The 23,474-nt window shown below is 40.4% G+C and carries 23 protein-coding genes, 2 pseudogenes, 1 CRISPR repeat array and 1 riboswitch; of the genes and pseudogenes, 17 read left to right on the forward strand and 8 right to left on the reverse strand.

All coding sequences use genetic code 11. The features are described 5' to 3' along the window. The first annotated feature begins 88 nt into the window (after window positions 1-88). The 3 genes from V7K25_RS13320 to V7K25_RS13330 all read left to right on the forward strand — a co-directional run bounded on the left by V7K25_RS13320 (window position 89) and on the right by V7K25_RS13330 (window position 2,331). On the forward strand, window positions 89-925 hold the full coding sequence (locus tag V7K25_RS13320) for an ABC transporter ATP-binding protein (protein WP_335158660.1): 837 nt from the start codon (window positions 89-91) through the stop codon (window positions 923-925). Window positions 926-942: 17 nt separating this feature from the next. Further along, window positions 943-1,184, forward strand: a riboswitch (cyclic di-AMP (ydaO/yuaA leader). 191 nt (window positions 1,185-1,375) lie between these two features. After that, window positions 1,376-1,996 (forward strand): universal stress protein, encoded by a 621-nt coding sequence (locus V7K25_RS13325; protein WP_292790212.1) that lies wholly within the window; start codon window positions 1,376-1,378, stop codon window positions 1,994-1,996. A 122-nt stretch (window positions 1,997-2,118) separates the two neighbouring features. After that, a complete protein-coding gene (locus V7K25_RS13330) occupies window positions 2,119-2,331 on the forward strand; it encodes a hypothetical protein (RefSeq protein WP_292790207.1) in 213 nt (70 codons plus the stop codon). Between the two features lie 102 nt (window positions 2,332-2,433). Here the strand turns inward: V7K25_RS13330 and V7K25_RS13335 are convergent, their stop codons facing one another. Both V7K25_RS13335 and V7K25_RS13340 read right to left on the reverse strand, forming a co-directional pair. Next, window positions 2,434-2,646 (reverse strand): high light inducible protein, encoded by a 213-nt coding sequence (locus tag V7K25_RS13335; RefSeq protein WP_335158626.1) that lies wholly within the window; start codon window positions 2,644-2,646, stop codon window positions 2,434-2,436. A gap of 42 nt (window positions 2,647-2,688) precedes the next feature. Next, window positions 2,689-2,901, reverse strand: coding sequence for a high light inducible protein (locus V7K25_RS13340; protein ID WP_292790205.1), 213 nt, complete (start codon window positions 2,899-2,901; stop codon window positions 2,689-2,691). Window positions 2,902-3,387: 486 nt separating this feature from the next. On the opposite strand from V7K25_RS13340, the gene V7K25_RS13345 reads away from it, so the two are divergent. From V7K25_RS13345 to V7K25_RS13355, 3 genes are all read left to right on the forward strand, one after another. After that, complete coding sequence (locus V7K25_RS13345; RefSeq protein WP_292790204.1) at window positions 3,388-6,510, forward strand: MFS transporter; 3,123 nt, start codon at window positions 3,388-3,390, stop codon at window positions 6,508-6,510. Between the two features lie 374 nt (window positions 6,511-6,884). Beyond that, entirely contained in the window at window positions 6,885-7,127 is a 243-nt protein-coding gene (locus V7K25_RS13350) for a hypothetical protein (RefSeq protein ID WP_292790203.1), read from the forward strand. 118 nt (window positions 7,128-7,245) lie between these two features. Next, complete coding sequence (locus V7K25_RS13355; protein ID WP_292790202.1) at window positions 7,246-8,187, forward strand: extracellular catalytic domain type 1 short-chain-length polyhydroxyalkanoate depolymerase; 942 nt, start codon at window positions 7,246-7,248, stop codon at window positions 8,185-8,187. Between the two features lie 29 nt (window positions 8,188-8,216). On the opposite strand, the gene V7K25_RS13360 is transcribed toward V7K25_RS13355, so the two are convergent. The 4 genes from V7K25_RS13360 to V7K25_RS13375 form a co-directional block, all read right to left on the reverse strand. Then, a complete protein-coding gene (locus tag V7K25_RS13360; RefSeq protein WP_335158628.1) occupies window positions 8,217-9,047 on the reverse strand; it encodes a dienelactone hydrolase family protein in 831 nt (276 codons plus the stop codon). A 230-nt stretch (window positions 9,048-9,277) separates the two neighbouring features. After that, window positions 9,278-9,406 (reverse strand): hypothetical protein, encoded by a 129-nt coding sequence (locus V7K25_RS13365; RefSeq protein WP_292790199.1) that lies wholly within the window; start codon window positions 9,404-9,406, stop codon window positions 9,278-9,280. 126 nt (window positions 9,407-9,532) lie between these two features. Then, window positions 9,533-9,940: direct repeats of the CRISPR family, unit length 39 nt; unit sequence AATTGCAATTCATCAAAATCCCTATTAGGGATTGAAACA. Between the two features lie 90 nt (window positions 9,941-10,030). Then, entirely contained in the window at window positions 10,031-10,534 is a 504-nt protein-coding gene (locus V7K25_RS13370; RefSeq protein ID WP_335158630.1) for a DUF29 family protein, read from the reverse strand. A gap of 5 nt (window positions 10,535-10,539) precedes the next feature. Further along, the gene (locus V7K25_RS13375; protein WP_334787901.1) at window positions 10,540-10,809 is read right to left on the reverse strand and encodes a hypothetical protein; all 270 of its coding nucleotides are present in this window, start codon (window positions 10,807-10,809) and stop codon (window positions 10,540-10,542) included. On the opposite strand from V7K25_RS13375, the gene V7K25_RS13380 reads away from it, so the two are divergent. Next, a complete protein-coding gene (locus V7K25_RS13380; RefSeq protein WP_335158632.1) occupies window positions 10,798-11,019 on the forward strand; it encodes a hypothetical protein in 222 nt (73 codons plus the stop codon). The genes V7K25_RS13375 and V7K25_RS13380 overlap by 12 nt on opposite strands. An 81-nt stretch (window positions 11,020-11,100) precedes the next feature. After that, window positions 11,101-11,400, forward strand: a complete 300-nt coding sequence (locus V7K25_RS13385) for a hypothetical protein (RefSeq protein ID WP_334787903.1) — start codon at window positions 11,101-11,103, stop codon at window positions 11,398-11,400. Between the two features lie 52 nt (window positions 11,401-11,452). Here V7K25_RS13385 and V7K25_RS13390 read toward each other — a convergent pair whose 3' ends face one another. Next, the gene (locus V7K25_RS13390) at window positions 11,453-12,715 is read right to left on the reverse strand and encodes an HhoA/HhoB/HtrA family serine endopeptidase (RefSeq protein ID WP_292790191.1); all 1,263 of its coding nucleotides are present in this window, start codon (window positions 12,713-12,715) and stop codon (window positions 11,453-11,455) included. 206 nt (window positions 12,716-12,921) lie between these two features. Here V7K25_RS13390 and V7K25_RS13395 point away from each other — a divergent pair, with 206 nt between their 5' ends. From V7K25_RS13395 to V7K25_RS13425, 7 genes and pseudogenes are all read left to right on the forward strand, one after another. Beyond that, window positions 12,922-13,881 (forward strand): ATP adenylyltransferase family protein, encoded by a 960-nt coding sequence (locus tag V7K25_RS13395; protein ID WP_335158634.1) that lies wholly within the window; start codon window positions 12,922-12,924, stop codon window positions 13,879-13,881. A gap of 397 nt (window positions 13,882-14,278) precedes the next feature. Then, window positions 14,279-15,301, forward strand: coding sequence for a serine hydrolase (locus V7K25_RS13400; protein ID WP_292790187.1), 1,023 nt, complete (start codon window positions 14,279-14,281; stop codon window positions 15,299-15,301). Window positions 15,302-15,304: 3 nt separating this feature from the next. After that, window positions 15,305-15,900 (forward strand): annotated as a pseudogene (locus V7K25_RS13405) (hypothetical protein); the annotation flags it as partial. Next, a pseudogene (locus V7K25_RS13410) lies at window positions 15,901-16,155 on the forward strand ((2Fe-2S) ferredoxin domain-containing protein); the annotation flags it as partial. Window positions 16,156-16,248: 93 nt separating this feature from the next. Next, on the forward strand, window positions 16,249-17,466 hold the full coding sequence (locus V7K25_RS13415) for an ABC transporter substrate-binding protein (protein WP_335158636.1): 1,218 nt from the start codon (window positions 16,249-16,251) through the stop codon (window positions 17,464-17,466). A 2-nt stretch (window positions 17,467-17,468) separates the two neighbouring features. Next, window positions 17,469-18,557, forward strand: coding sequence for an iron ABC transporter permease (locus V7K25_RS13420; RefSeq protein ID WP_334787906.1), 1,089 nt, complete (start codon window positions 17,469-17,471; stop codon window positions 18,555-18,557). Next, the gene (locus V7K25_RS13425) at window positions 18,554-19,591 is read left to right on the forward strand and encodes an ABC transporter ATP-binding protein (RefSeq protein WP_335158638.1); all 1,038 of its coding nucleotides are present in this window, start codon (window positions 18,554-18,556) and stop codon (window positions 19,589-19,591) included. Before V7K25_RS13420 ends, V7K25_RS13425 begins: the two co-directional genes overlap by 4 nt. A 261-nt stretch (window positions 19,592-19,852) precedes the next feature. On the opposite strand, the gene V7K25_RS13430 is transcribed toward V7K25_RS13425, so the two are convergent. Continuing rightward, complete coding sequence (locus V7K25_RS13430; protein WP_335158640.1) at window positions 19,853-20,902, reverse strand: J domain-containing protein; 1,050 nt, start codon at window positions 20,900-20,902, stop codon at window positions 19,853-19,855. Window positions 20,903-21,554: 652 nt separating this feature from the next. Here V7K25_RS13430 and V7K25_RS13435 point away from each other — a divergent pair. Together V7K25_RS13435 and V7K25_RS13440 are read left to right on the forward strand one after the other, a co-directional pair. Then, window positions 21,555-22,094: a hypothetical protein gene (locus V7K25_RS13435; RefSeq protein ID WP_335158642.1), complete on the forward strand. Its 540-nt coding sequence runs from the start codon at window positions 21,555-21,557 to the stop codon at window positions 22,092-22,094. Window positions 22,095-22,105: 11 nt separating this feature from the next. Next, window positions 22,106-22,810 carry a mobilization protein gene (locus tag V7K25_RS13440; protein WP_292790210.1) on the forward strand — a complete coding sequence of 235 codons (705 nt, stop codon included), beginning with the start codon at window positions 22,106-22,108 and terminating at the stop codon, window positions 22,808-22,810. The last annotated feature ends 664 nt before the right edge of the window (window positions 22,811-23,474 follow it).

Below are 23,474 nucleotides of genomic sequence, written 5' to 3' on the forward strand. Positions count from 1 at the left end.
TTTAATTCTGAATTCTGCCGACTGGTGCCTTTATTCTCTTCTGTTAAATATTGACTGATGACTAAATTATTTTCGGAGCATTTTGATGATGGAATACACCTCATTACCGATGAATAGCCAGAGCGAAGTTCTGCCCCGCCCTGGATTTTTAGAAATTGAAAATTTAGTCAAGTCTTATCCGACACCTGATAAAGATAATTTTGTCGTTTTAGAGGGGGTTAATCTAACGATTGGTGAAGATGAATATATTTCTGTAATTGGTCACTCAGGTTGTGGTAAATCAACTCTAGTAAAGATAGTAGCTGATTTAGAAAAAGCAACTTCCGGCTCAGTCAGGCTAGATGGACAAGAAATTCGTCAGCCAGGAGCCGAACGGATGATGGTATTTCAGAACTATTCGCTGTTACCTTGGTTAACCGTGCGAGAAAATATCCGTTTAGCCGTGGATGAAGTGTTAAAAAATGCTAATAGGGCTGAGAAAATTAGCATTGTAAATCAACACTTGGCAATGGTAAACTTGACGGCGGCGGCTGACAAATATCCTGATAAAATCTCTGGAGGTATGAAACAACGAGTAGGTATTGCCAGAGCCTTAGCAATCCGTCCCAAAATGTTGCTGATGGATGAACCTTTTGGGGCACTAGATGCGCTAACTCGTGGCAAATTGCAACGGCAGGTATTGGATATTTGGGAAAATAATCGTCAAGCAGTGATGATGATTACCCACGATGTAGATGAAGCAATTTATATGTCTGATCGCATCGTCTTGATGACCAATGGCCCAGCTGCTAGTATAGGAGAGATATTAAAAGTTCCTTTTGAACATCCACGCGATCGCGCCGCCATACGAAACTCAAAAAAATATTTTGAACTCCGCAACCACGCCCTAAATTTCCTTGATCGATATTTTGCCGAAGACGAGTAAGTTAGATTATCATTTTTTTTAGTGGGTAGCCTAATTCAAATTCATGAAAGCTGGATTTGGAACGGAGGAACCATATTGTGGGGCGTATCTCATAGAAAGTGAGGAGTTAAGAGTCAGGAGTTAGGAATTATTAATTAACTCAGCACGGGCTAAACCTTAGCTATCTGCTAACAGCACTCAGCACTCAGCACTATTAAGAGAAAGACACCTTCCAGTCTTAGCCCGTCAGCTAACTCCGTAGGCAATGGAAGGAACCCCCAAGACTTGGGCTGTAATACAGTTATTATTGGGGTTTCCTTGATTGATTTAAGATTTGAGATTTTGGTTATCGTCACTCAATCTAAAATCGTTCGACTGAGCGTAGCCGAAGTCTAAAATCTAAAATTGTCCCCCTGCTTCTCATTGCTAATTCATTTCATTAGGAGAAGTAAAGCTGTGCAAATTAAGCCAATGTTAGCACGTCTGCAAAGTGCCACAGGACGAGATGACTTAATTGAACAAATGGTACTGCTGCCAGAACCAAAAAAACCTTTTTCTAAAAAACCTCAAACAGAAAAAGCCGTTAACTTAATAGTTGCATATAACGCATCTCCTAACAGTCATACGGCACTAGATATTGCCTTTTGGATTGCCCATCAAACGCGTTTAGCCACTAATGCCCAAGTCACAGTTCAAGCCGTTTATGTGGTAGAAGACAATCAAAGCAGTCAGTATCCAAATATCTTAAGCTTTCCAGAAAAACAGCCTTCATTGGAGTGTCAAATCAGTGAAGTATCAAAGTCTGTCACACTGGTATTAACTCAACCCAAATTGCAGACAGTGGCAACTCCCCTGCAACAAGCGGATATAATTCTCTGGCAAGCCCGAAGTCTAGCTGAAGAATGGCAGGGTTCTTTCAAATCTCATTTGCGGTTTGGCTGCATTGCCACAGAACTTAAGAAAGTTGTTGAATCAGAAACTGCCGATATTTTGTTTCTAGGATGCACATCTGTCAATCATCCGATGATTGAAGCACTAGGTTCTAATTTCCCCTGCGCCGTTTTGGGCATTCCCACTTCTATTGATGAATAATCGCTGTTCAGAATTTCAGTAATTTTTATCAAATTGTAATCAAAAAAAGTCACCTACAACTAGGTGGCTTTTTTCGCTACTAAATAAATACAGTATAGTACAATTACCAAGGAGAAAATTAAGTGAAAACCTACCGCTTTTTACTAGTATTAATCCTAATTTTAGGAACTTATGCTTCTTCTACAATGTCAGTAAACGGTCAATCTTCTGCAAATAGACAAGTTGAGAACCAAGATAATGATATTACCCCAGAAATACAGCAGAGAGCATTAAAACAGCTATTTAAACGTACTGGTATTCCAGTAGAACACCTGCAAATAGAACACATCTTTTGAATTTTTAATTAATAGTATGTATGTTTAAAACTGATCAACGTTACTTGCTACAAAGGAGGAACCCCCGCAACGCAGTGGCTCCTCCTAACTCCTTAGCTATCGCTAATATTTAATGATGTGTAGCACGTCACGAACAACGCTATAACCAGCCAAATCCCAAAGTAAATAGGCGAGAAAGCCAATAGCTGCCAAGCGACCATTCCAAATTTCGGTTTGGGGAGTCCAGCCAAACAAAAATGCATTCCGATCTACACCGTTGTATTCCCTTGCAACAGGTGGTAAATCAGTAGAAGGGCGAGTTTCTTGATTTGCCATTTTTTCCCTCCCAAATCTAATAGGTTTTCAGGTGTTAAATTTCTAGTAGCCAATCAGATGTAAAACGTCACGCAAAACGCTATAACCAGCTAAATCCCAAAGTAAATAGGCGAGAAAACCAATAGCTGCCAAGCGACCATTCCAAATTTCGGCTTGGGGAGTCCAGCCAAACAAAAATGCATTGCGATCTACGCCGTTGTATTCGGTTGCAACAGGTGGTAAACCACTAGAAGGGCGAGTTTCTGGAACTGCCATTTTTTTGTCCTCAACGATTTGTTTGTTAAGTTTAATGTAGCTATCTCAAACTCAGATCCTTTCTGTCTGTAGGCATAAACTATATGCACTTCTTACGGAGGATAATCAACAACGTCTTGGTGCTGACAAATCCACCCTGAGAGAGTGATAAAAATCTAATTATAAATAAATGTAAAATTATCGTGATTAAACTGCAATTTTTGCAAAATAAGTTGTGAGTTAGTAATTAAAAATTAAAACGTAGCAGCCAATACTTAGCCAAGTTTTTCATCTGCTCAGGAATATTTTCCGGGTTAGAGATAAAAGTTATATCTTTGGCTGGATACGGTTTTCAGCCTTGGGAGAGATGCTTTAAACAGGTAAATTCTACGATTCTGAGCTAACAGAGTTAGGTATTGCCATAAGTACAGACATAAATACATACTAAGAGTTGCTTCTCAAGAAATTCTTAATTCCCTAAATTTAAACTTAGAACAAGGAAATACAATGTTCCAAAGTACGGAAATCATGGTGGGACTCTACAAACCACTATTGTGGGTGGCACAGATTCAAGGAGATGCCTCAAATGTCACGCCAGCACAGGCATCGGTTATCACTTCCGGTCCGCGCTTTTTTGTGGCTTTAATCTCCGGCGTGATCTTAGCTTTTGCTTTCCAATTAGTTCTAACTAATCTCTCCCTAGCAGCCGGTATTTCCTACCTGGGGCACTCATCTGACTCGGATTCAGATAATAGTGGGGAAGTGGGAAGTTTGGGCGGTACTATTCGCAAAATTGGTACAGCAGTAGGGATTTGGACAGTAGTAACTGTAGCGATCGCCTTATTAATCGCTTCTTTCCTCGCGGTAAAATTGAGCCTTGTAATCTTAGACCCAGCATTGGGAGCAATTCTCGGCTTGGTGATTTGGGGTGCTTACTTCTTAATCCTCGTTTGGGTAAGTTCTACCACCGTAGGTTCCTTAATTGGCTCAGTTGTGAATACGGCGACTTCCGGGTTTCAGACGATTATGGGCACAGCCACCGCCGCACTGGGCGCAAAAGCTGTGAATAACCAAGTGGTAGCAACGGCTGAAGCCGCCGCCGCTGCTATCCGTCGGGAGCTAGGAAACGCCATCGACCCTACGAGTATCCGGGAGAATATAGAGGATTACTTAGATAAGGTACGTCCTCCAGAGCTAGATGTGTCGAAAATTCGGAGCGATTTTGAAAATTTACTCAACGATCCGCAATTAAAAGCGATCGCAGGAACTCCAGATATTCGCAACATCGACCGGGAAAAGTTCATCGAGTTAGTCAGCAGTCGCACCGATCTTTCCAAAAAAGACGTTAGCCGAATTGCTGATACGTTGTATAAAGTTTGGCAGCAAGTGGTCAGTAAGCAACCACCCACGGAAGACCGGATGGGTGAGTTAATTGATTATCTGAAATCACTCCCAGCCGGACAAGCTAAAACAGATGAACTCAACGCCAAGCTTGATCGCTTAGTAACAGAAACACGTAATTCCAAAGAAGGTGAGCAAAAGGCGGCTCCAGGGGCAATTCAAAGTACAGTCCAACAAGGACTAGCTGCCTTAACCAGCATTGTGTTGGGACGCGCCGATTTGCCTGATTTGGATGTGGAAAAAATCTTGGGTAGCCTCACCACTGCCAAAGAGAAAGTCACCCAACAAGCAGATAAGCTAGGGTTGCCAACACCAGCACAACCCTATAGCCCAATTCGGGCTGATGTCGAAAACTATCTGCACAACACTTATGCTTGGCAACTAAGCCCAGAAAAAATCGCTCAGGAATTTCGTGATGTCATTTACGATCCAGCAGCTGACCCCGGAATAGTCAAGAGAGAAATAGAGCGACTATCCCGCAACGATTTTGTCAACATCCTGCAACAACGGGGACTGCTTACCCAAACCCAAATTCACCGCATTGCAGATCAGTTAGAAGCTGTCCGCCAAGATGTGCTAGCGACAGTGAAAGTTGTCGAAGAAACAGAGATAGTCCAAGACTTGCAACGTGCAGTGGAAAGTTATCTGCTCGTTACCCCGAAAGCAGATTTGACAGCCGAAGGCATTGAGCAGAATTTCAAACCACTGTTGCAAGACTCAGATGCAGATGATGAAACCCTGACATTGCGACTGGCGCACCTGGAACGTCAGGAGATGCGGGAGATATTGCTGCAACGTAATGATGTGCAGCTATATGAAGTAGACAGCATTCTTGATGAGTTGGAAAAACAGCGCGATCGCGTCTTGGTAGAATCTAAAGGATTAGCAGAACAGGCACAATATCAAGCAGAAACCCTGTGGCTGAATGTAGAATCATATCTGCGTAATACTGGAAAAGCCGAACTGAATCCTGATGCCATCCGCGCGGAGTTCAAAAAGCTACTGGAAGATCCCCAAGCTGGAATTACCTCAATTCGGGCGCGTTTGTCTCGTTTTGACCGCGATACCTTGGTGCAACTGTTGAGTCAGCGGCAAGATTTGAGTGAAGATCAAGTTAATCAAATCATCAGTTCTGCTGAGGAGTCATGGCATAATATCCGCCACACACCCCAAGCTGTAGTGGATAAAGCCAAAGATCAATACGACTCAGTTACCACCACGATCGCAGATTATCTGCGGAATACTGGTAAAGAAGAACTCAACCCAGAAGGTATTGGGCGAGATTTGACCAGATTGTTTGAAAATCCCAAAGAGGGAGCCGTCGCACTGCGCCGTCGGTTGTCGCAGGTAGACCGAGATACACTGGTGAAGTTGCTCAGTCAACGCCAAGACTTGAGTGAAGAACAAGTTAATCAAATCATTGATTCCACCCAAACTTCGATTCGCAACTTTGTGCGTGCGCCTCGTCGCCTAGCTACCCGTACGCAGCAAAGAGTGGAAACATTCAAAGGTTATGTAGAAGAGTATCTGCGGCAAACTGGCAAAGAAGAACTCAACCCTGAAGGTATCAAGCGCGACTTGCAACTACTGTTGCATGATCCGCGAGCCGGGGTAGAAACTTTTAGCGATCGCCTTTCCCATTTTGACCGTTCTACGATCATTGCCCTGCTGAAAATTCGGGAAGATATTTCTGATGAAGAAGCGGCACGGATTGCCGATAACATCGTATCCGTAAGGGAGCAATTTGTAGAACAAGTGCGGAACATCCAACGAGGGATTCAAGATGCAATTGACGGAGTTTTCGGCCGCATTCGCAACTATCTCAACGCCCTGGATCGCCCAGAACTTAACTATGATAGTATCAAGCGCGATGTTCGCACATTTTTTGACGATCCCCAGGCGGGGTTTGATGCCCTGCGTGATCGCCTGTCCTCTTTTGACCGTGATACCCTAGTGGCAATTATGAGTTCTCGCGAGGACATCTCTGAGGCAGATGCCAACCGGATCATCGACCAAATTGAACGGGCACGCAACACAGTATTACAACGTGCAGAACGCATACAGCAAGAAGCCCAACGCCGCCTAGAAGACGTGAAGCGTCAAGCACAACGCCAAGCAGAAGAAACCCGCAAAGCCGCAGCTACAGCAGCGTGGTGGCTGTTTGCTACAGCATCCGTCTCGGCGATTTTCTCTGCATTAGGAGGAGCGCTGGGTGTACGTACATTGTAGTTTAAGAAGTTTTCTCCGCTAACTTTTAAGCCTCCCGCGATGGGAGGCTTTTTTATGTTTAGGATGTCATTTGTCCTTAGATATATTGGTGGATTTCGTGTAAGTATGCCTTTGAATATAGTCATATATTCATTCAGGAACTCCTCTTTTTTCTTGTCCAAAGTCTAAAATGTGACTAAAGTCATACTTAAAATGTGACTTTATTCCACTGTATCTTTTAATTTAGTATTTTAAACTGAGAGCAATACAGCAAATAAATGGAGTTGTGTAACAAATAAAACTTCCTGTAAAGCTAATAGGTAAGAATATCTGTTCACAAATTATTGATAAATGCTGGAGAAAACTCAAGTAAATTAATTGATGGAGATTTGAACATGAAACGTATTCTATTAGGTACATTACTTGCTCTTCCATTTGCAATTTCCTCCTTGCCCTCACAGGCATCGGCAGCAGAATTCATTGTCAGACCGAATGTTCATCAAGTTGGTATTGTGCATAAAACTGTTGTTGCCCGATATGAACGAAAGTTAATTCGTGCACATTGGCAAAATGTCCGACGCGGTAACAGGTGGGTTAAGGTTCGAGTTCCTGCTCGTTATGTAACTGTAAGAGTTTAAGATATAAATAGAGGCTAACAACTCAAGTAGGGTTGTTAGCCTCTATTAGGTAAAAATTTGTTAGAAATAAGAATTGCAAAGGAAATAAAATTATCTGACATAAGTCAATTTAATTAACATGAATATATATCAAAATTCTCGGCTTTTGAAAAAACTTCTGATATTTCTACTGGGAATGACTTTAGTGACAGGCTGCAATTCCATTCAGGCTGAAGAAAAAAGTCTAGTTAAAGAAAAAATATTGAGTGGTGATAATTATGGAGAATTACATGACCAAGGAAAGTTGCGTACTTACTATTTTTACACTCCCAAATCTTATAATCCAGACCGCCCGATGCCGTTAGTTTTAGTGTTTCATGGAGATGATGGTAATGGTCGGTCTATCAGTAATGTGACTCGCTTCAATGAATTAGCAGAACAAAAAGGATTTATTGTTGTTTATCCAGATGGAATTGACCAAAAATGGAGTCTTAGAGGTAACGTTCAAGGAAGGGTAGATGATGTTTCCTTTGTCAGTGCTTTGATTGATCATCTTCAGCAGCAAATCAATATTGATAGTCATAAAGTTTATGCCACTGGTTTTTCTAGAGGTGGCATACTTACCCAAGCACTGGCTTGTAAGTTACCTAATAAAATTGCTGGTTTTGCATCAGTAGCTGGTTCGCTTCCAGTTAGACTCAAACCTAATTGCCAGCCGAAAACTTCCGTATCAATGTTAATGCTCAACGGTACAAACGATCGCGATGTACTTTATGAAGGTAATGACCACACTCAACGAGGAGCGCTGGTTTCTATCTCAGACATGGTAAATTTTTGGCGATCGCACGATCAATGTACCTCATCAAAAGAATCTCCAAAGTTTTCTAAAGATAAAGTGAAAACCGCTCTCTACACAGGTTGTAGTGGCAACTCAGAAGTCTGGCAGCTAGCGGTAGTAAACGGTGGACATTTCTGGCCTGGTGGTTCCTCAACTGACGAGAGCCTAAACAAATTCAATGCCAAGCTGGGGCTGAACGCCAGTGAAACAATTTGGAACTTTTTTGAACGTCACAGTTCATAGACCGAAAACTTTTGCGAGTAGCTAATTTTTTAAACACCATTTTGCTTAAACCAAGCCAAAAGACGTTTCCAACCTTCTTTGGCTTCTTTCTCGCGGTAGGAGGGGCGATAATCGGCAAAAAAAGCGTGAGATGCGTCGGGGTAGACGATGATTTCAGATTTGCTGCTGCTGGATTTTAAGCGATCGCGCATCTGTTCTATTGTATTGAGGGGAATACCCGTATCCTTACCGCCGTAGAGTCCGAGAATCGGGACTTTCAGCGTTGAGGCAATATCAACCGGATGCTTGGGCGTTAGTTTGGTAGCATCGCCCACGAGTCGCCCGTACCAAGCCACACCAGCCTTCACCTGGGGATTATGTGCTGCGTATAACCAGGTAATGCGGCCGCCCCAGCAGAAGCCTGTAATCGCCAATTTATTGGCATTACCTTTAGCTGATTTCACCGCCCAGTGTACCGTGGCATCGAGATCGGATAGCACCTGGGCATCTGGCACTTTGGCGACAATTGGGCGAATTTCGTCTATGCTGCTTAATTTCGAGACATCGCCTTGACGCACAAATAATTCGGGTGCGATCGCTAAATACCCCAACTGGGCAAAGCGCCGAGTGATATCCTGAATATGCTCGTGTACGCCAAAGATTTCTTGGATCACCAAGACAATGGGGAAATTTTCACCAGTCGCAGGTGCTGCTCGATAGGCAGGAATTTCGCCATCTTTGACGGGAATTTTCACCGCACCAGCTACCAACCCTTTAGCATTGGTGGTGATGACTCCGGCAGAAATGGGTTGCACAGCTAGGGCAAAACCCGTCGCCAGGGTGGTTGTTGCGATAAATTTGCGGCGTGTTATTTCTTTCATTATCTGTACCTTGAATTGGCAAAAACTTTATTGTTGGTTATCCGTACAGTACTATGACAACAAATACTACAATTGATGAATCAGTTTACTGTAATATTAGCTTCCTTTACTGTCCAAGCGTTCTTTGTCTGTGGCTGTTGTCAGGCAAAAGTCGGACGTATTGGCAAAGAAAAGCCACGGGACTAAACAATTTTCTGTGCTGAGTACCTTATAGTTAGGTTTCTGTATGGTCAAATGCGCGGTAAGGTAGGTGTACAAATTCCACAGCCGAAAAAAAGTGCTTCTATCTCAACCCCAGCAAGGTTTTCACCCAGCGATCGCCCAATTTTCATCCGCGCAATCTCTGAAATGCTTATCAAAATAGGGTTTTAGCTTTTAAACTTTTCTAGCACTCTTGCCAAACGAATTCTCTAATGCTATTATTGCTCTTGAATCGCGCAACCGCACCTTGAAAACTAAATACAGCTTGGCTTTCAGGCTCCCGCAATTGCAATTCATCAAAATCCCTATTAGGGATTGAAACACAGCCCTCTACGTAGATAATATTGAGATGGTCGGCATCAAATTGCAATTCATCAAAATCCCTATTAGGGATTGAAACATTCATCGATTCCTCGCTAAACATTGGGGGGGAGAAATTGCAATTCATCAAAATCCCTATTAGGGATTGAAACATGGGTTCTTCTATTGGTATGAATGCTAATGCAGATTGCAATTCATCAAAATCCCTATTAGGGATTGAAACATGTCCAGTTTGAGTACACCCTTGACTACGAAAGATTGCAATTCATCAAAATCCCTATCAGGGATTGAAACCAGCCCAGAACAACAGACAACCCCGCTAGCCTTGCGCGAATTGCAATTCATCAAAATCCCTATCAGGGATTGAAACTTAAAATTGCCAGAGGTAGTCCGTTTCAACGGACTTTTGCTATTAGCCAGGGACTTGAGTCCCTGGCGGTTCAAGTATTTTAGCAAGAGGTTTAATCTTCACCACTAGCTAATTGACTGAGATAATCATCCATAATCGCTGGTAATTCCTTTGGTGAATAAGTGTATGTTAAAGCCAGTAAACTAGTGGCTGTAGTCAAAATCTGGCTTTTATCTAGCATCGCTGACAACTGAGAGCGAGTAAATTTGCCGCTCATCACTTCCTGACTCGCATCTGCGATCGCATCTTCAATAACTTCCTCCTCCATCAAACTTTCCCATTCATTTAAATTGATATAGTAAGATGTTTTATTGTCTTTGATATTTAGCTTTTTAATTTCTCGAATGGAATTCCGAATAGAAGCCGCCCATGAACCAGTTAATCGTTGTTCTACTTGGTTCTTAATCAAATGAATCAACAGAATGTTTAAATAAGCTTGGATATTTCGCAGAATAGCTTGTTTACTCATTCCCTCTAATTCATCTACAATTACCAAGGCATCTGCGTAACGTCCTTCCAAAATACTCTTTTTGAGGTCTATTAGTTCTTGCGTCATTTGTTTTACCGCCTACCTGCTTTCCAATCTTCTCCACCGGGTAGCTGAGTTAAATTTTCAGCCACAACTGCGGGTAACTCCTTAGCTGAATAAGAATAAGTTAGTGCCAAAAACTTCAAAGCAGTCTGAATAATCTGATTTCTATCTATCATTTCAGCCAATTGGAATTCATTATACATTCCATTCAAAACTTCCACACTGCCATCACGCACTGCTGCTTCTATTTCATCTTCAATATAAGTATCCCATTCATTTAAATTAATATGCCAGCGCACCTGTTTATCGGACTGTTTGAGCAAGTAATAGAGCCTCTAGCAGTCAAAAACAATCGCGCAGAAGTTGCCCCAATGTGGGCATCGGTAGCTTCTGAGTTTAGTGCAGTATGGATTGCGGATGCATCAACCTTGGAAGCAGTCAAAAAACATTTGGGGCAACTTCAAGAAAAAACAGGTGCCAGAACAACTTTCAGCGCAGCAAGTTTGTGATTTATATCGCCGTCGTTGGCACATTGAAGATGCATTTTTACTGACTAAACGAATGTTTAAGCTTGTCCTATCTTTGGGTTGGTGGCACTAATAGTATACAGATGCTTTCTCTATGCTACGTGGATTTTCTATGCTGTCCTCAATGATTTGTCTGCTGATGTCGCTGTCGCTTTGCAACAAGCCTTAGAACGTATTTCTGTGGAGATGGTTTTCCGCAGTTTATATTTTTTCAATCGCGCACTCTTGCAAAACCCACAACTACAACTCATTCCTTGGTTGGTTGAGCATCAGCGTTCTATGGGCTTGGTCAAAGCCATTGGTCAACGGCATCGACGTAACGCCTCAAAGTCCCTTGACATCTGGGCTGAAGCTTTAACTTGACACCAATGGCATAATACCCATCCCAGAAAATTCACTTTTGATAGCAAAACTTTTATTGGACTTGCGTGGGGAAAGCACCAGGTTGCACAGCTATGTTAAGATTCTGCCCATTGCGACGTAATTCCATACGTAAGTCGCTCCCAACTTGGCTATTTTCTACTACCTTTTGGACACTGCTGGCATCTGTGACTGCTTGACCACCAAGCTTTTGGATCACATCACCAGCCCGTATCCCTGCTTTAGCAGCTGGTGAATTTGGCACAACTTTCACAACTAATACACCTTTATCTTCAGTCACACTCAAACCACTATTGGGGTCTGAGTTGATATTTTGTTTTAGCTGAGGCGTTAACCCCACCATCTGAATTCCCAGATAAGGATGTTCTACTTTGCCCGTAGCTATTAGTTGACTAGAAATCCGTTGTGCTGTATTGATAGGAATAGCAAAACCTAATCCTTGTGCCCCCTGGATAATGGCTGTATTCATGGCAATTACCTCGCCACGGTAATTTAGCAGGGGACCGCCGGAGTTACCGGGATTAATCGCTGCGTCGGTTTGAATATACTCTACTCGCTTATCGGGAGCGCCAATTAGATTGCTACTGCGTCCGGTAGCACTGATGATTCCGGTAGTTACTGTATTATCTAGTCCCAGGGGGTTGCCGATCGCGATCGCCCATTCTCCCGGTTGCAGTTTATCTGAGTTACCCAAGGCTACTAACGGTAGATTATTTGCCTGAATCTTGACGACAGCAACATCGGTCAACTCATCTTTTCCTAACACCTTTCCTTTAAAGGTACGCCCATCCTTAAGTGTTACTGTTACCGTATCAGCACCATCAACTACGTGGGCATTGGTAAGAATACGACCATCAGCACTAATAATAAAACCTGACCCAGTACCCCGTTCTACCCGATTCTGTTGTTGTGGTAGTTGAGAGCCAAAGAAACGTTGGAAAAGTGGATCGTTAAATTCATCTGGTATCTGAGTTTTTACAGTTCGGGAAGAGTCAATTCGCACCACGGCTGGCCCGACCTTTTGCACCACCTGGATCACAAAGTTAGGATCTGTACCGGCTGCTAATGGAGGAGCGGCATTTACTGGACTCACTGCCAAATTAGATGCGCTTTCAGACACCTGCTGAGGATGTCCAGCCATATAACCGCCTGCCAATGTCATACCCGATCCCAGCAACACCAGCGATAGAGAGGCGGCAGCCTTTTTCCAGGGTGTTCGATTATGGTATTTGGTGTCAGCAGTGTTATGTGAAATGCTATTTGATGGGTGTTCTCTGTCGCGAGATTCGTTTTGCATTGCTGTCTGGAAGGATATTTAGATGTATTACTAATGTAGATATTATTTGTGACAGTTTTGTTGCAGAGGTATTGCGTTGTTATGAAAGGTTTGGTATTTTACTTATCGCATCCCACCTTAACTGAACTGTATTGGAATATAGTCATTCGTAGCGTAGCACATCTGTGCTACCCGATTGGTGTTGCATCCATGTCTGAAGGAATAAAATGGCACAGGGTAAAATCTTACTTAAAGCTGGTACTTTATGGACAAGTGTCAAAGAGCAGACGGAACATGCTTTGCAATGCGGGGCGTTGCTGTCGATACCGACGGAATTTGAATTTGTGGAACAGGATAATGTGCGGTTTTTAGTGCGGATTTTGTCTAACCTGAATCGCAAAAAAGCCGCCAAGGATCAGCAGCAAAAACAATCTGCTACATCTGGTCAAGAATTTAATCCTTTCTTACCCTACGAAAAGGATTTATTTGTGGCGGATATCTCCGATACCCATGTATGTATTTTGAATAAATTCAATGTTGTTGATTATCATCTGCTAATAATCACCCGTGGCTTCGAGGAACAGGAAAGCTTACTCACTGTGCAAGATTTTACGGCTATGTGGGCATGTCTAGCTGATTTCGATGGTTTAGCATTTTACAACAGTGGCAAAACCGCAGGTGCTAGTCAGCGACACAAGCACTTGCAATTAGTGCCATTACCACTTGCACCTTCAGGATCACAAATACCTATTGAAACTCTGCTAGCATCAGCACAATTTCAGAATTCAATACCTTCTAGGGTGTCCGCTACGCATAGCTTGCTTAAGAGTAAGGGTACGGTAGGAAAAGCCTACACAACTTCACCAAAACTTCCTTTTGTACATGCTTTCGCACCACTAAATTCCAATTGGGGGCAGTCCTTGTTTACAGCAGCCCAAGCAACACTGGAAGTTTATCGCACCTTACGACATGCTGTAGGTTTGGATGCAAGGCAATCTGGTGCTTATAATCTGCTAGTGACACGAGAATGGATGTTGATCATACCGCGATCGCAGGAGCATTTCCAGTCTATCTCTGTGAATTCATTAGGATTCGCTGGTGCTTTGCTAGTGCGGAATGCAGCCGAAATGGAGATTCTCAAAGCCCAAGGCCCGATGACCATCCTCAAGAATGTTGCTGTATCCTAATTAAGTTGTAGTTTTTCACTCTTCCCCATCTGTGATAATTTACAATATAGGTAAAATTATTGATTCTGCATTCTTCTTTAATCGGTTCAATTACGGATGCTTTATTTATCGCGATTGGTATGTATAAATCATTGCAAGCAAAACTCAAACCACAATCTTAATCTCTGACTATTTGTATAAATAGATAACTACTTGATGGGATATATGTATGTAAATTTTATCTATTTGATATTCTGATTTTAATTCATAATTTTTATCCCTCAACTTCCAGTAATGTATGTTATCTATATTTATTGACATGGGATATTTTAGTGAATATTATGTCAATCAATCCGGATTTCATTTACTTATCTGGAAATCTCTGTAAGTCAATCCAACATTATCCTCACACCACTACATGAAACTACGCTGGTTATTACTTAGTCTCATAAGTATTTTTCTACTGTCGTTGCCAGTAAAGGCGAATCTCAACACGAATCAAGTTGACAGTGCAGATGGCGGGAGTGGAAATCAATCAGATTTACAACTACCAGAACTGAAATTCATTCCCCCAACTCCCTCAAGCAATTTTCTCAACCCAACAGGTATTCCTAAATACACTGGTATAGTTCCTTTAGGACGAGAAATATCGGAACTACAAACTCCAATTAAAGCATTAATTGCTCGCAACAGATTCCTGACTCCGGGAATCTTTTTTATGGACTTAGAAACAGGTGATTATTTAAATATCAATGGCGGTCAACCTTTCTCTGCCGCTAGCACAATTAAGTATCCTATTTTAATTGCTTTGTTTCAGGGAATAGATGCAGGTAGAATCAAACTAAATGAAACATTGGTAATGCAACGTAAACACGTTACTGGTGGTTCTGGAGATATGCAGTATCGGCGGGTGGGAACTAAGATTAGTCTTTTGGAAACTGTAACTAAAATGATGACTATTAGCGATAATACCGCTACAAATATGATTATCGACCGTTTAGGTGGTAAGGCAAATTTAAATCAGAGGTTTCGCACTTGGGGATTACAAAGTACTGTGATTAACAATATGTTAGGAGATTTTAAAGGAACTAATAAAACTAGTGCAAAAGACTTAGTACGATTGTCAGCTTTGATTTCAAATAATCAGTTAATTTCTGATACCAGTCGCTCTCAAGTTTTAGGTATCATGATTCGTTGCCATAATAGAAGCTTACTTCCGTCTGGTTTGGGTTATGGGGCAAGTATTGCTCACAAAACAGGCACTCTGAGGTTTGTATTGGGAGATGCGGGTATTATTGAAACACCATCAGGTAAGCGTTATTTAGCAGGAATTTTCGTGCGAAGACCTAATAATGACGAGAGAGCAACAGCTTTTATTCGTCAAGTTTCTCAGATGGTGTATGGCTACTTTGAGCAACCAAAAGTTAGCCATCTACCTTAATTGCAGACTATCAACAATAGCGGAAAAGTAGGGAATATTTCTTGGGTTGTAGGTTATAACCGTACCGAAGCTGAAAATAACTATCCTTTTTCTATCCCATCCGCGAATTTCAAGGGAACCAGGGAAAATAATGACACTCTCTATAATAACTTTAATGTCAAGTTGGAGGCAGATTTAGGAAAGCGCAATACCCTAACCCTTTCAACCATATATTTAGGTAAAGACCAAGGAGTACCAGGAGGAGTACCCATTCCTGAGCCATTATTTGATCAAGGTTATTTTAACTCATTGACTGATAGCGATCGCAAATACACAGACCAAGTTCTCACCGATTTAACCTGGAACTCAAAATTAGGAGATGGGGATGATTCATTAATATTGGTAAGGTTCGTACTACTGGAATCGAAGCAGTTTTAAATTTGCAGCTAGCGAAGAATATCTATGCTTTTGTTAGTTATACAGCAAATGATCCCCGGATTTTGAAAAGTACAAATTCTGCCGAAGTTGATAAAGAATTGCGATTTGCAGGTGCAGATAGTTTAAATGCAGGACTTTCTTATGAAACTCGTCAAGGTTTATATGCTGGAATACTGATGCATCGCTGTCTTCCTTCACGCAAATGGCAACCCACGTTTGATGCTTTAAAATCAGCAGTTTAAAAAGCAGGTGTAGATATAGAAGTGAGGACATCTGGCTGTTTGGAAGTTTGCCAACAAGGTCTAGTAGTATTTTATTCCGATGATAAAACTTGGTACACTCGTGTTAACTCAAATATAGCTGAAACTATTGTCAATGAACACTTGGTAAAAGGTAACAAAGTTATTGAACATTGCTATCCACCAGATTCCGTGTAATTTATCCTTTGGAAAATCTCAGGCAAAGATATAAAGCTGTTTTCTTAGCATTCCTCTCTGGGTGAGATAAAAACGAAATTTCTCTAAAAGTCCATGAAATTGGTAAAACTGACTCACTCAAAACCTATTATCTTTTTATGCCAATTCTTCTTAATTGCTACTTTAATCATTGCTTGCCATAGTACAGCAATTAACACATCTACAAATACCAATAATAACGGCTGTATTCAAAAATATAACCCCAATACTGATTACTTCCCTAATAAAATTCAGATTAATTATGCAACAGGCTTGGTAGTAGAATATCATAAACACTACAAAATCGTCACTATAAAAAATCCTTGGAAGAATGCAAACACAAAGTTTCAATATGTTTTAGTCCAATGTGGAACTCCTACACCTCAAGGATTTAATCAAGCACAAATAATCACAGTACCGATAAATTCCATAGTCTCTCTATCTACTACTCATTTACCTCACTTAGCTAAGTTAGGTGTAGTTGATAAGCTGATTGGTATTAGTAATACTCAGCAAGTAAATACGCCTGATGTTGTAGAGAGAATTAAAGCAGGGAAAGTGACACAAATAGGTAATAATTCTAATGTGGATATAGAGAAATTATTAGAATTAAATCCTGACTTGATAACAACTTATAGTAGCGGCAATTCCCAAACTGATAGTTATGCTAAACTCACTGAGGCAGGTTTGAAAGTGGGGATAAATGCTGAATATATGGAAGATACACCATTGGGAAGAAGTGAATGGTTAAAATTTACTGCTCTATTTTTTAATAAAGACGAGCAAGCAGAAAAAATATTTAGTGAAATTGCCAATAAATATGAACGAGTAGCTCAAAAAGCTAAATCTGTAAAAAATCGTCCACCTGTATTCGTGGGATTCAATTTTAAAGGAACTTGGTATATGCCTGGAGGTAAAAGTTATGTAGCTAAATATTTCGCTGACGCAGGAGCAAACTATCTCTGGCGTGATGAGAAATCCTCTGTTAGTTTACCTTTATCTTTTGAAGTCGTTTTGGAACGTGCAGCCAATGCTGACTACTGGTTGAATTTTAGCCAATCTTGGAAGAATTTAAAGGATTTAGTAGCAGAAGATAATCGGTATGCTGATTTTAATGCTGTGAAAAACGGAAATCTTTATAATAATAATGCTCGCGTTAATGTGAATGGAGGTAATGATTACTGGGAAAGTGGTATTAGTAACCCAGATATAGTTCTATCAGATTTGATTAAAATACTGCATCCAGAGATATTACCTAATCATCAGTTATTTTATTACCACAAACTTATTTAATAATGTTAAGCAAAAAATATAAAATTAAAACTCCCCTATTAACCCAAAAAACTCCGGTTTTCAAAACTATTATTTTTTTAATTATACTTATAAGTTTAATCTTTGCTTTTTTATTAGACTTGGCTTTAGGTTCAGTTGATATCCCTGTTAAGGAAGTCATAAAAATTCTGCTCGGACAAGAAGCAGAAAAAGTGACATGGACTCATATTATTCTCAAATTTCGCCTACCTAAAGCTTTAACTGCAACTTTAGCAGGTGCGGCTTTAGGTGTGAGTGGCTTGCAAATGCAAACCCTATTTAAAAATCCCTTAGCGGGGCCTTTTGTATTGGGTATTAGTTCTGGTGCAAGTTTAGGTGTAGCGTTAGTTGTGCTGACAGCAAGTGCTACGACACCAACATTATTAGCAGATTTGGGAATCATTAGTGATTTTGGTTTAGTCATAGCAGCAAGTCTCGGCGCAGCATCAGTTTTAGGGATGATGTTAGTTGTTTCTCGCCGAGTGCAAGATACGATGACACTATTAATTTTAGGTTTATTGTTTGGTTATGCTACTAGTGCAATAGTAAGTATTTTGTTGCAGTTTAGCTCAAAAGAACGCATTCAAAGTTATATTATGTGGACTTTTGGTAGTTTTGCTGGGGTGACTTGGAAACAGTTAGTTGTTTTAATTCCAGTGATACTTTTGAGTTTATTGGGAGCAGTGTTGCAATCAAAATCTTTGAATGCACTTCTACTGGGTGAATCTTATGCACGTAGTTTAGGTTTAACTGTGCAGAAAAGCAGATTTTCTATTATTGCTAGTGCATCTATATTAGCTGGAGCAATTACCGCTTTTTGTGGTCCCATTGCATTTTTAGGTGTAGCAATTCCCCATTTATGTCGTAGTCTTTTTAATACTTCCGACCATCGGATATTAATTCCCAGTGTAACAATAATGGGTGCAATCTTAGCATTGTTTGCAGATTTGTTTTCCCAACTATGGGTAAGTCAGATGGTTTTACCTTTAAATGCTGTCACCGCTTTGATAGGAACTCCTGTTGTTACTTGGGTAATTCTGCGGCGTAATTCCCAAAAATCTTTTCCGTCATGAATGATGCGATTTTAACAACTCACAACCTGACTATTGGTTACAAGACATCACGAAAAACTGTTCGGTGTGTTGCATCGGATATTTCTATATCTCTGCAAGCTGGGGAACTTGTTTGCTTACTCGGACCCAATGGTGCGGGTAAATCTACATTACTGCGATCGCTCGCTGGAATGCAACCCCCAATATCAGGTGAAGTACGACTCTTAGGCGAAAATATTTACAAGTTAGCACCACAAGACTTAGCCAAACGTCTGAGTTTGGTACTCACCGAAAAAGTTGATGTAGGAATGCTATCAGCCTACACCTTGGTGACTCTGGGACGATATCCTTACACTGATTGGTGGGGAAATTTGACACCCCAAGATGAAGCTATAGTACATTGGGCAATCAAATCTGTAGGAGCAGTACACTTAGCACAACGCCACGTTAGCGAATTAAGTGACGGTGAACGCCAAAAAATCATGATTGCGCGTGCTTTAGCTCAGTCACCCATTGTTATGTTACTTGATGAGCCAACAGCATTTCTCGATTTACCGCGACGGGTGGAAATTATGCAGTTGTTACGCCAGTTAGCACGGGAAACTAATCAAGCGATTCTCCTTTCCACCCACGATTTAGATTTAGCTTTGCGTCTTGCAGATAAAGTTTGGTTATTATCAACTAATGGTATTTTACACGTTGGCGCACCAGAAGATTTAGTGTTGAGTGGTTCATTTGCTGATACTTTCGAGAGTGAAGGTGTAGAGTTTGATATTGCTTCTGGGGAATTTCACCTTCATATATCCCATAAAGGAGAAATTAATTTAATAGGTGAGGGGATGGCAATTATCTGGACTATTCGTGCTTTAAAAAGAGTGGGATTCTTGGTTACTCGAAGTGCAAAGTCTTCTCTAGTAGAAGACGTGACGCAAACACAAATCTCAGTAGAAGTTATATCAAACTCCGAACAAGTTTTGTGGCGAAGCACAAACAATAATACTGTGTACACTCATTATTCATTGTATGCACTAATTAAATTTTTGGATTGTTTATAGAAGCATTTAGAACTAGGTTTTTCAAGGTGGGTAAAAATTTTGGTTAAGAAATTCCTCTTTAATCTCTTAACTCTGTGTTCTCTGCTGCTCTGTGGTTAAATAAATTACTTTTAAACCGCACAGACACAGAGGGCACTGAGAGAAAAAAGGGATTTTACAAGTCACCTTGAAAGGGCTGCGATTTTTTACAACGGTAGTGTAAACTTTGGCAAACTTATCTTTAATTCACTACAAACTCTTATTTTTAATCAAAATCACTTACTATCTCATTAATTCTGACAACATCTGCTCAAGAATATCTTCCATAATTTCCTCGTCTAAGGAGTGCAGCTTTGGTGGTCCACCGAGAAAGTCTTTGATAGTAATTTTCTGCTCTCTAAAGTCCTTAACAAAATCCCGAATCTGAGAAACAACGTTAATTTGAGATTCTATTGTTTCTACCATCTGAGCCATAGAGTCAATGCCTTTTTTAGCAGCTTGACGACAATCGTAAACCATCGCTCCTTCGGGAGTATTTTTTGTCAAACGTAGTTCTCGTTTTAAGTTTTCATATTGAGTGAGGAGAATTTGATTTTGCTGTTCTAGAGTTCGACATTTTCGAGTTAAATCATCCTCGCTATTATTGTCAATAACTTCCCCGACTTGCTGAATCCCTTCGATTTCTAAAAGTCTTGCCAAATCTCCTTCTTGGTAGGCTTTATTGATTTCTTTCATGATTTCTGTATGATATCTCTGTGTCTCGCTGTCTTTTACCTTATCAGGGTGAAAGATTTCAGCTAACCTCAGAAATGTTTGACGAATTTTTCTAGAATCCTCTGTTCTAGCTACAGATGCAGATTCTACAGATTCTTGTGCTTGCCAATGTTGATGGCGACCTTCAGCAGTTTCTCTTGCAAAATCTTCTTCTGTAGCGGAACTGTTAAATAGTTCCTCTAGCTCTCTATTGGATTGTTTGCTCCTCGGTTTTAGACTAATGATTCCTGTCAACTGGAGGTTAAGGTAAACTGATTCTATATTTTTGAGGGTTTGTTTACCAAACTTTCTAGTAGTAAAAATTTCATCAAATAGAGCATGAATATCCTGGTCTAACTCAGCCATTTTTCGGAAGCTGGGACTAGCTTTATTAAATATTTCAGTGGCTAAAGAACGCATCTGTTCAACAAAGTTCTTCAATTCCGTTCGCTTTCTCTTAATCTGTTTAAGTAGCGATTTATGTTCTTTTTCTAAAAACTCTAATCTCAGATGTAATTCCGAAAGAGCCAGTGGAGTTATTCTAGTTGAGTGGGATGGAGATGAGGTGGTTCGAGGCATAGAATATTTATGATTTTTTCAAGGTTTAAAAAAACTATAACTGTCAAAGTCATTAAATCAATGCGAAAAGAAAATACCTCAAAGATGATACACGATACCCAACACCAAGCTTTTTATAGTTTCTTCAATGGGAGCATCTGACTGAGTGTTCGTCATACTCAGCGTAGACGAAGCAGCAGCTTTTTCGTGTGACATCGCTCTCCGAGACACAGGGGAATATTGTATCGTCGTGCAAGGTAACACAGAATGTCTACTGATATTAATTCTCTTGAGAAAGTAAAAACTAAACAATAGCTGAAAAGAATGATTTTTAGGTAGGGGCAATTTATGTAGCTTTAGCTGACCGCAGGGTATTGTCCCTAAAGCGTGTAGTTTTACCTAAGTCCCAGACATCTTGTGGCACATATTCTATAACAAAAGCTACCATTTAAAAGCGTTCAAAGTCAATATCCTAGTCAGGGATGGCTGATAATTCCAAGGAGTTGGAGAAACTACATCTTCTGGGCCAAGTTTCAGAAAGGGGAAGGGGTAAAGGGCATATACTGGTTTATTCAGTAGAGCTTGTTCAATAATATGTATAATCTTATCAATCCACACAAGAGGGTGTGGATTGATAAGATTAATTAAATTTTGAGCCGATTCAACAGAACGAATGGTACGCACAAGCCCAAGGCAGAAAATTCCTATTGATAAACTCCAAGCGACTCTAGCTTCCCTAGAAAAGCTAGAAGAGAAGGATAAAGAAGAACTATCACTGCCAGAGAGTGTTTACTTTATGCGAGTTGAGCTTGAATCGGCTCTGAAAAAAGGTTATAGCTATCAAAACCTTTCTGAGAACCTCAAAACTCAAAAAATAAAAGTTTTGGCAGTGACATTCAAGCAATACTTAACTGAGATTGAGAAAGAAAAACGTTTTGGCAAAAGAGGGGTTAAACTAAAACCAATTTTATCTGCTGAGAATTGTACTCAGATTTCAACAGAATCATCAGTAATGTCACAATCGGCCTCAGTAACTGGAGACTCTCTTGTTCTTGAGACTTCTTTAGAAAAGCTAACTCCAGAGATTCAAATTCAGCAAGAATCAAAGGATGAGATAAAGGCATCTGATAAAACTACCAAAACTACTAGGCGGCAACCGCCAAAAAGTTCTAAGCCTGGGAAAGATGTATCAGACGAGTTTAATAAGTATTAGAGGTGGCTGTAATGCCGACGATTCATTTGGTGGATGGTGAAAAAGGCGGGGTAGGAAAGTCTCTCTTTGCTAGGACAATGATTCAGTATTGTCTGGATAAAAAAATCCCGTTTGTACCAGTAGAGACAGATAGATCGAATCCAGATGTAGCAGGGGTGTATAAGGAGATATGTAAGTATGCTGTGTTTAGCGAGAATGAACGACAGGCAGATAAGGCAGATAAAATATTTGAGTGGGCGATAGAGAGGCCAGTAATTGTGAATTTAGCTGCACAATCGCATAGAGCAGTACAAGGGTGGATTGACTCTAATCAATTATTTGAACTAGGGAGTTCGCAGGGAGTGATGTTTTGCAAATGGTTTGTATCGACAGGAGGATACGACAGCATGAACCTGTTTACTCAGTCAGTGAATACCTATGGTGAGAGAATCTCTCATATTCTGGTGAGGAATTTAGGGCTGTGTGATGATTGGGAGCATATAGAGTCAGACTCAAACTTTCAGAAAATAGGAAATAAATATAAGATAAAAGTTATGGATTTTCCGAAGTTAGCATATAAAGAAAGAAACGTAATTGACCAAAATCGCCTGACGTTTGCGGAGGCGAGAGAGTATAAAGAATTTGGCGTAATTGGCAGACAGAGAGTAATGAATTTTCTGAAGCTTGCTTATAGTGCTTTTGAGAGAGTAGGCATCTGGTATGAAAAAGTTGAATAGCAAAGCCCTAAAGAGGAATCGCACGCTTGTTTAGTTATTTGTTGGGGATGAGGCAGTTCTTGCTGACGGCAGTTATTTTTAGAGTTTTAAAACTTTGTGTAGGATAAAGATTTTTAGTAAAGGCTTCAGCCCTATTTTTCGGGCTGAAGCCCTTACTAAAAGTCAATTTAATTAATTTTAAATTGCTTAACATAGTTTGATCTATTCTTGCCTACTTAGTTAACGCATCTAAATAAGTAACTCAAATATGGTTCTATTCATTATGATTAGTACGAAATTTTATAATTGAAGATTTTGTTTTTTGTCTACAATAAGCAGCTTTATATTTTATATTCAAAAAATACCGGACACATAAAGATCCTTTTGAATGTTATGTGAATCCTGTTTGTGGATGTGCCAATCCAGGGCAAAACCCCCAGTGTGAAGATTGTGCTTATATTGAGGTCTGCTGATCTAATTGCAAGCTCTAAAAGGTATAATTATCTTCACGTTCATAGACTAACTTTAATGCAAAATTAATTCCTGCGATAGAAGTGATTTTACTCTTATGGTAGAAGTCAGGCAAAAAATTAGCAGCTATGCTGGTTAAGAATGGCAAAATAATTGAGAATCAATAAGTAATTAAAATTTATGATGCAAGTGAATCTAATTTTTTATTATTCCT

The organism is Nostoc sp. (assembly GCF_036919495.1).
Lineage (GTDB): Bacteria > Cyanobacteriota > Cyanobacteriia > Cyanobacteriales > Nostocaceae > Nostoc.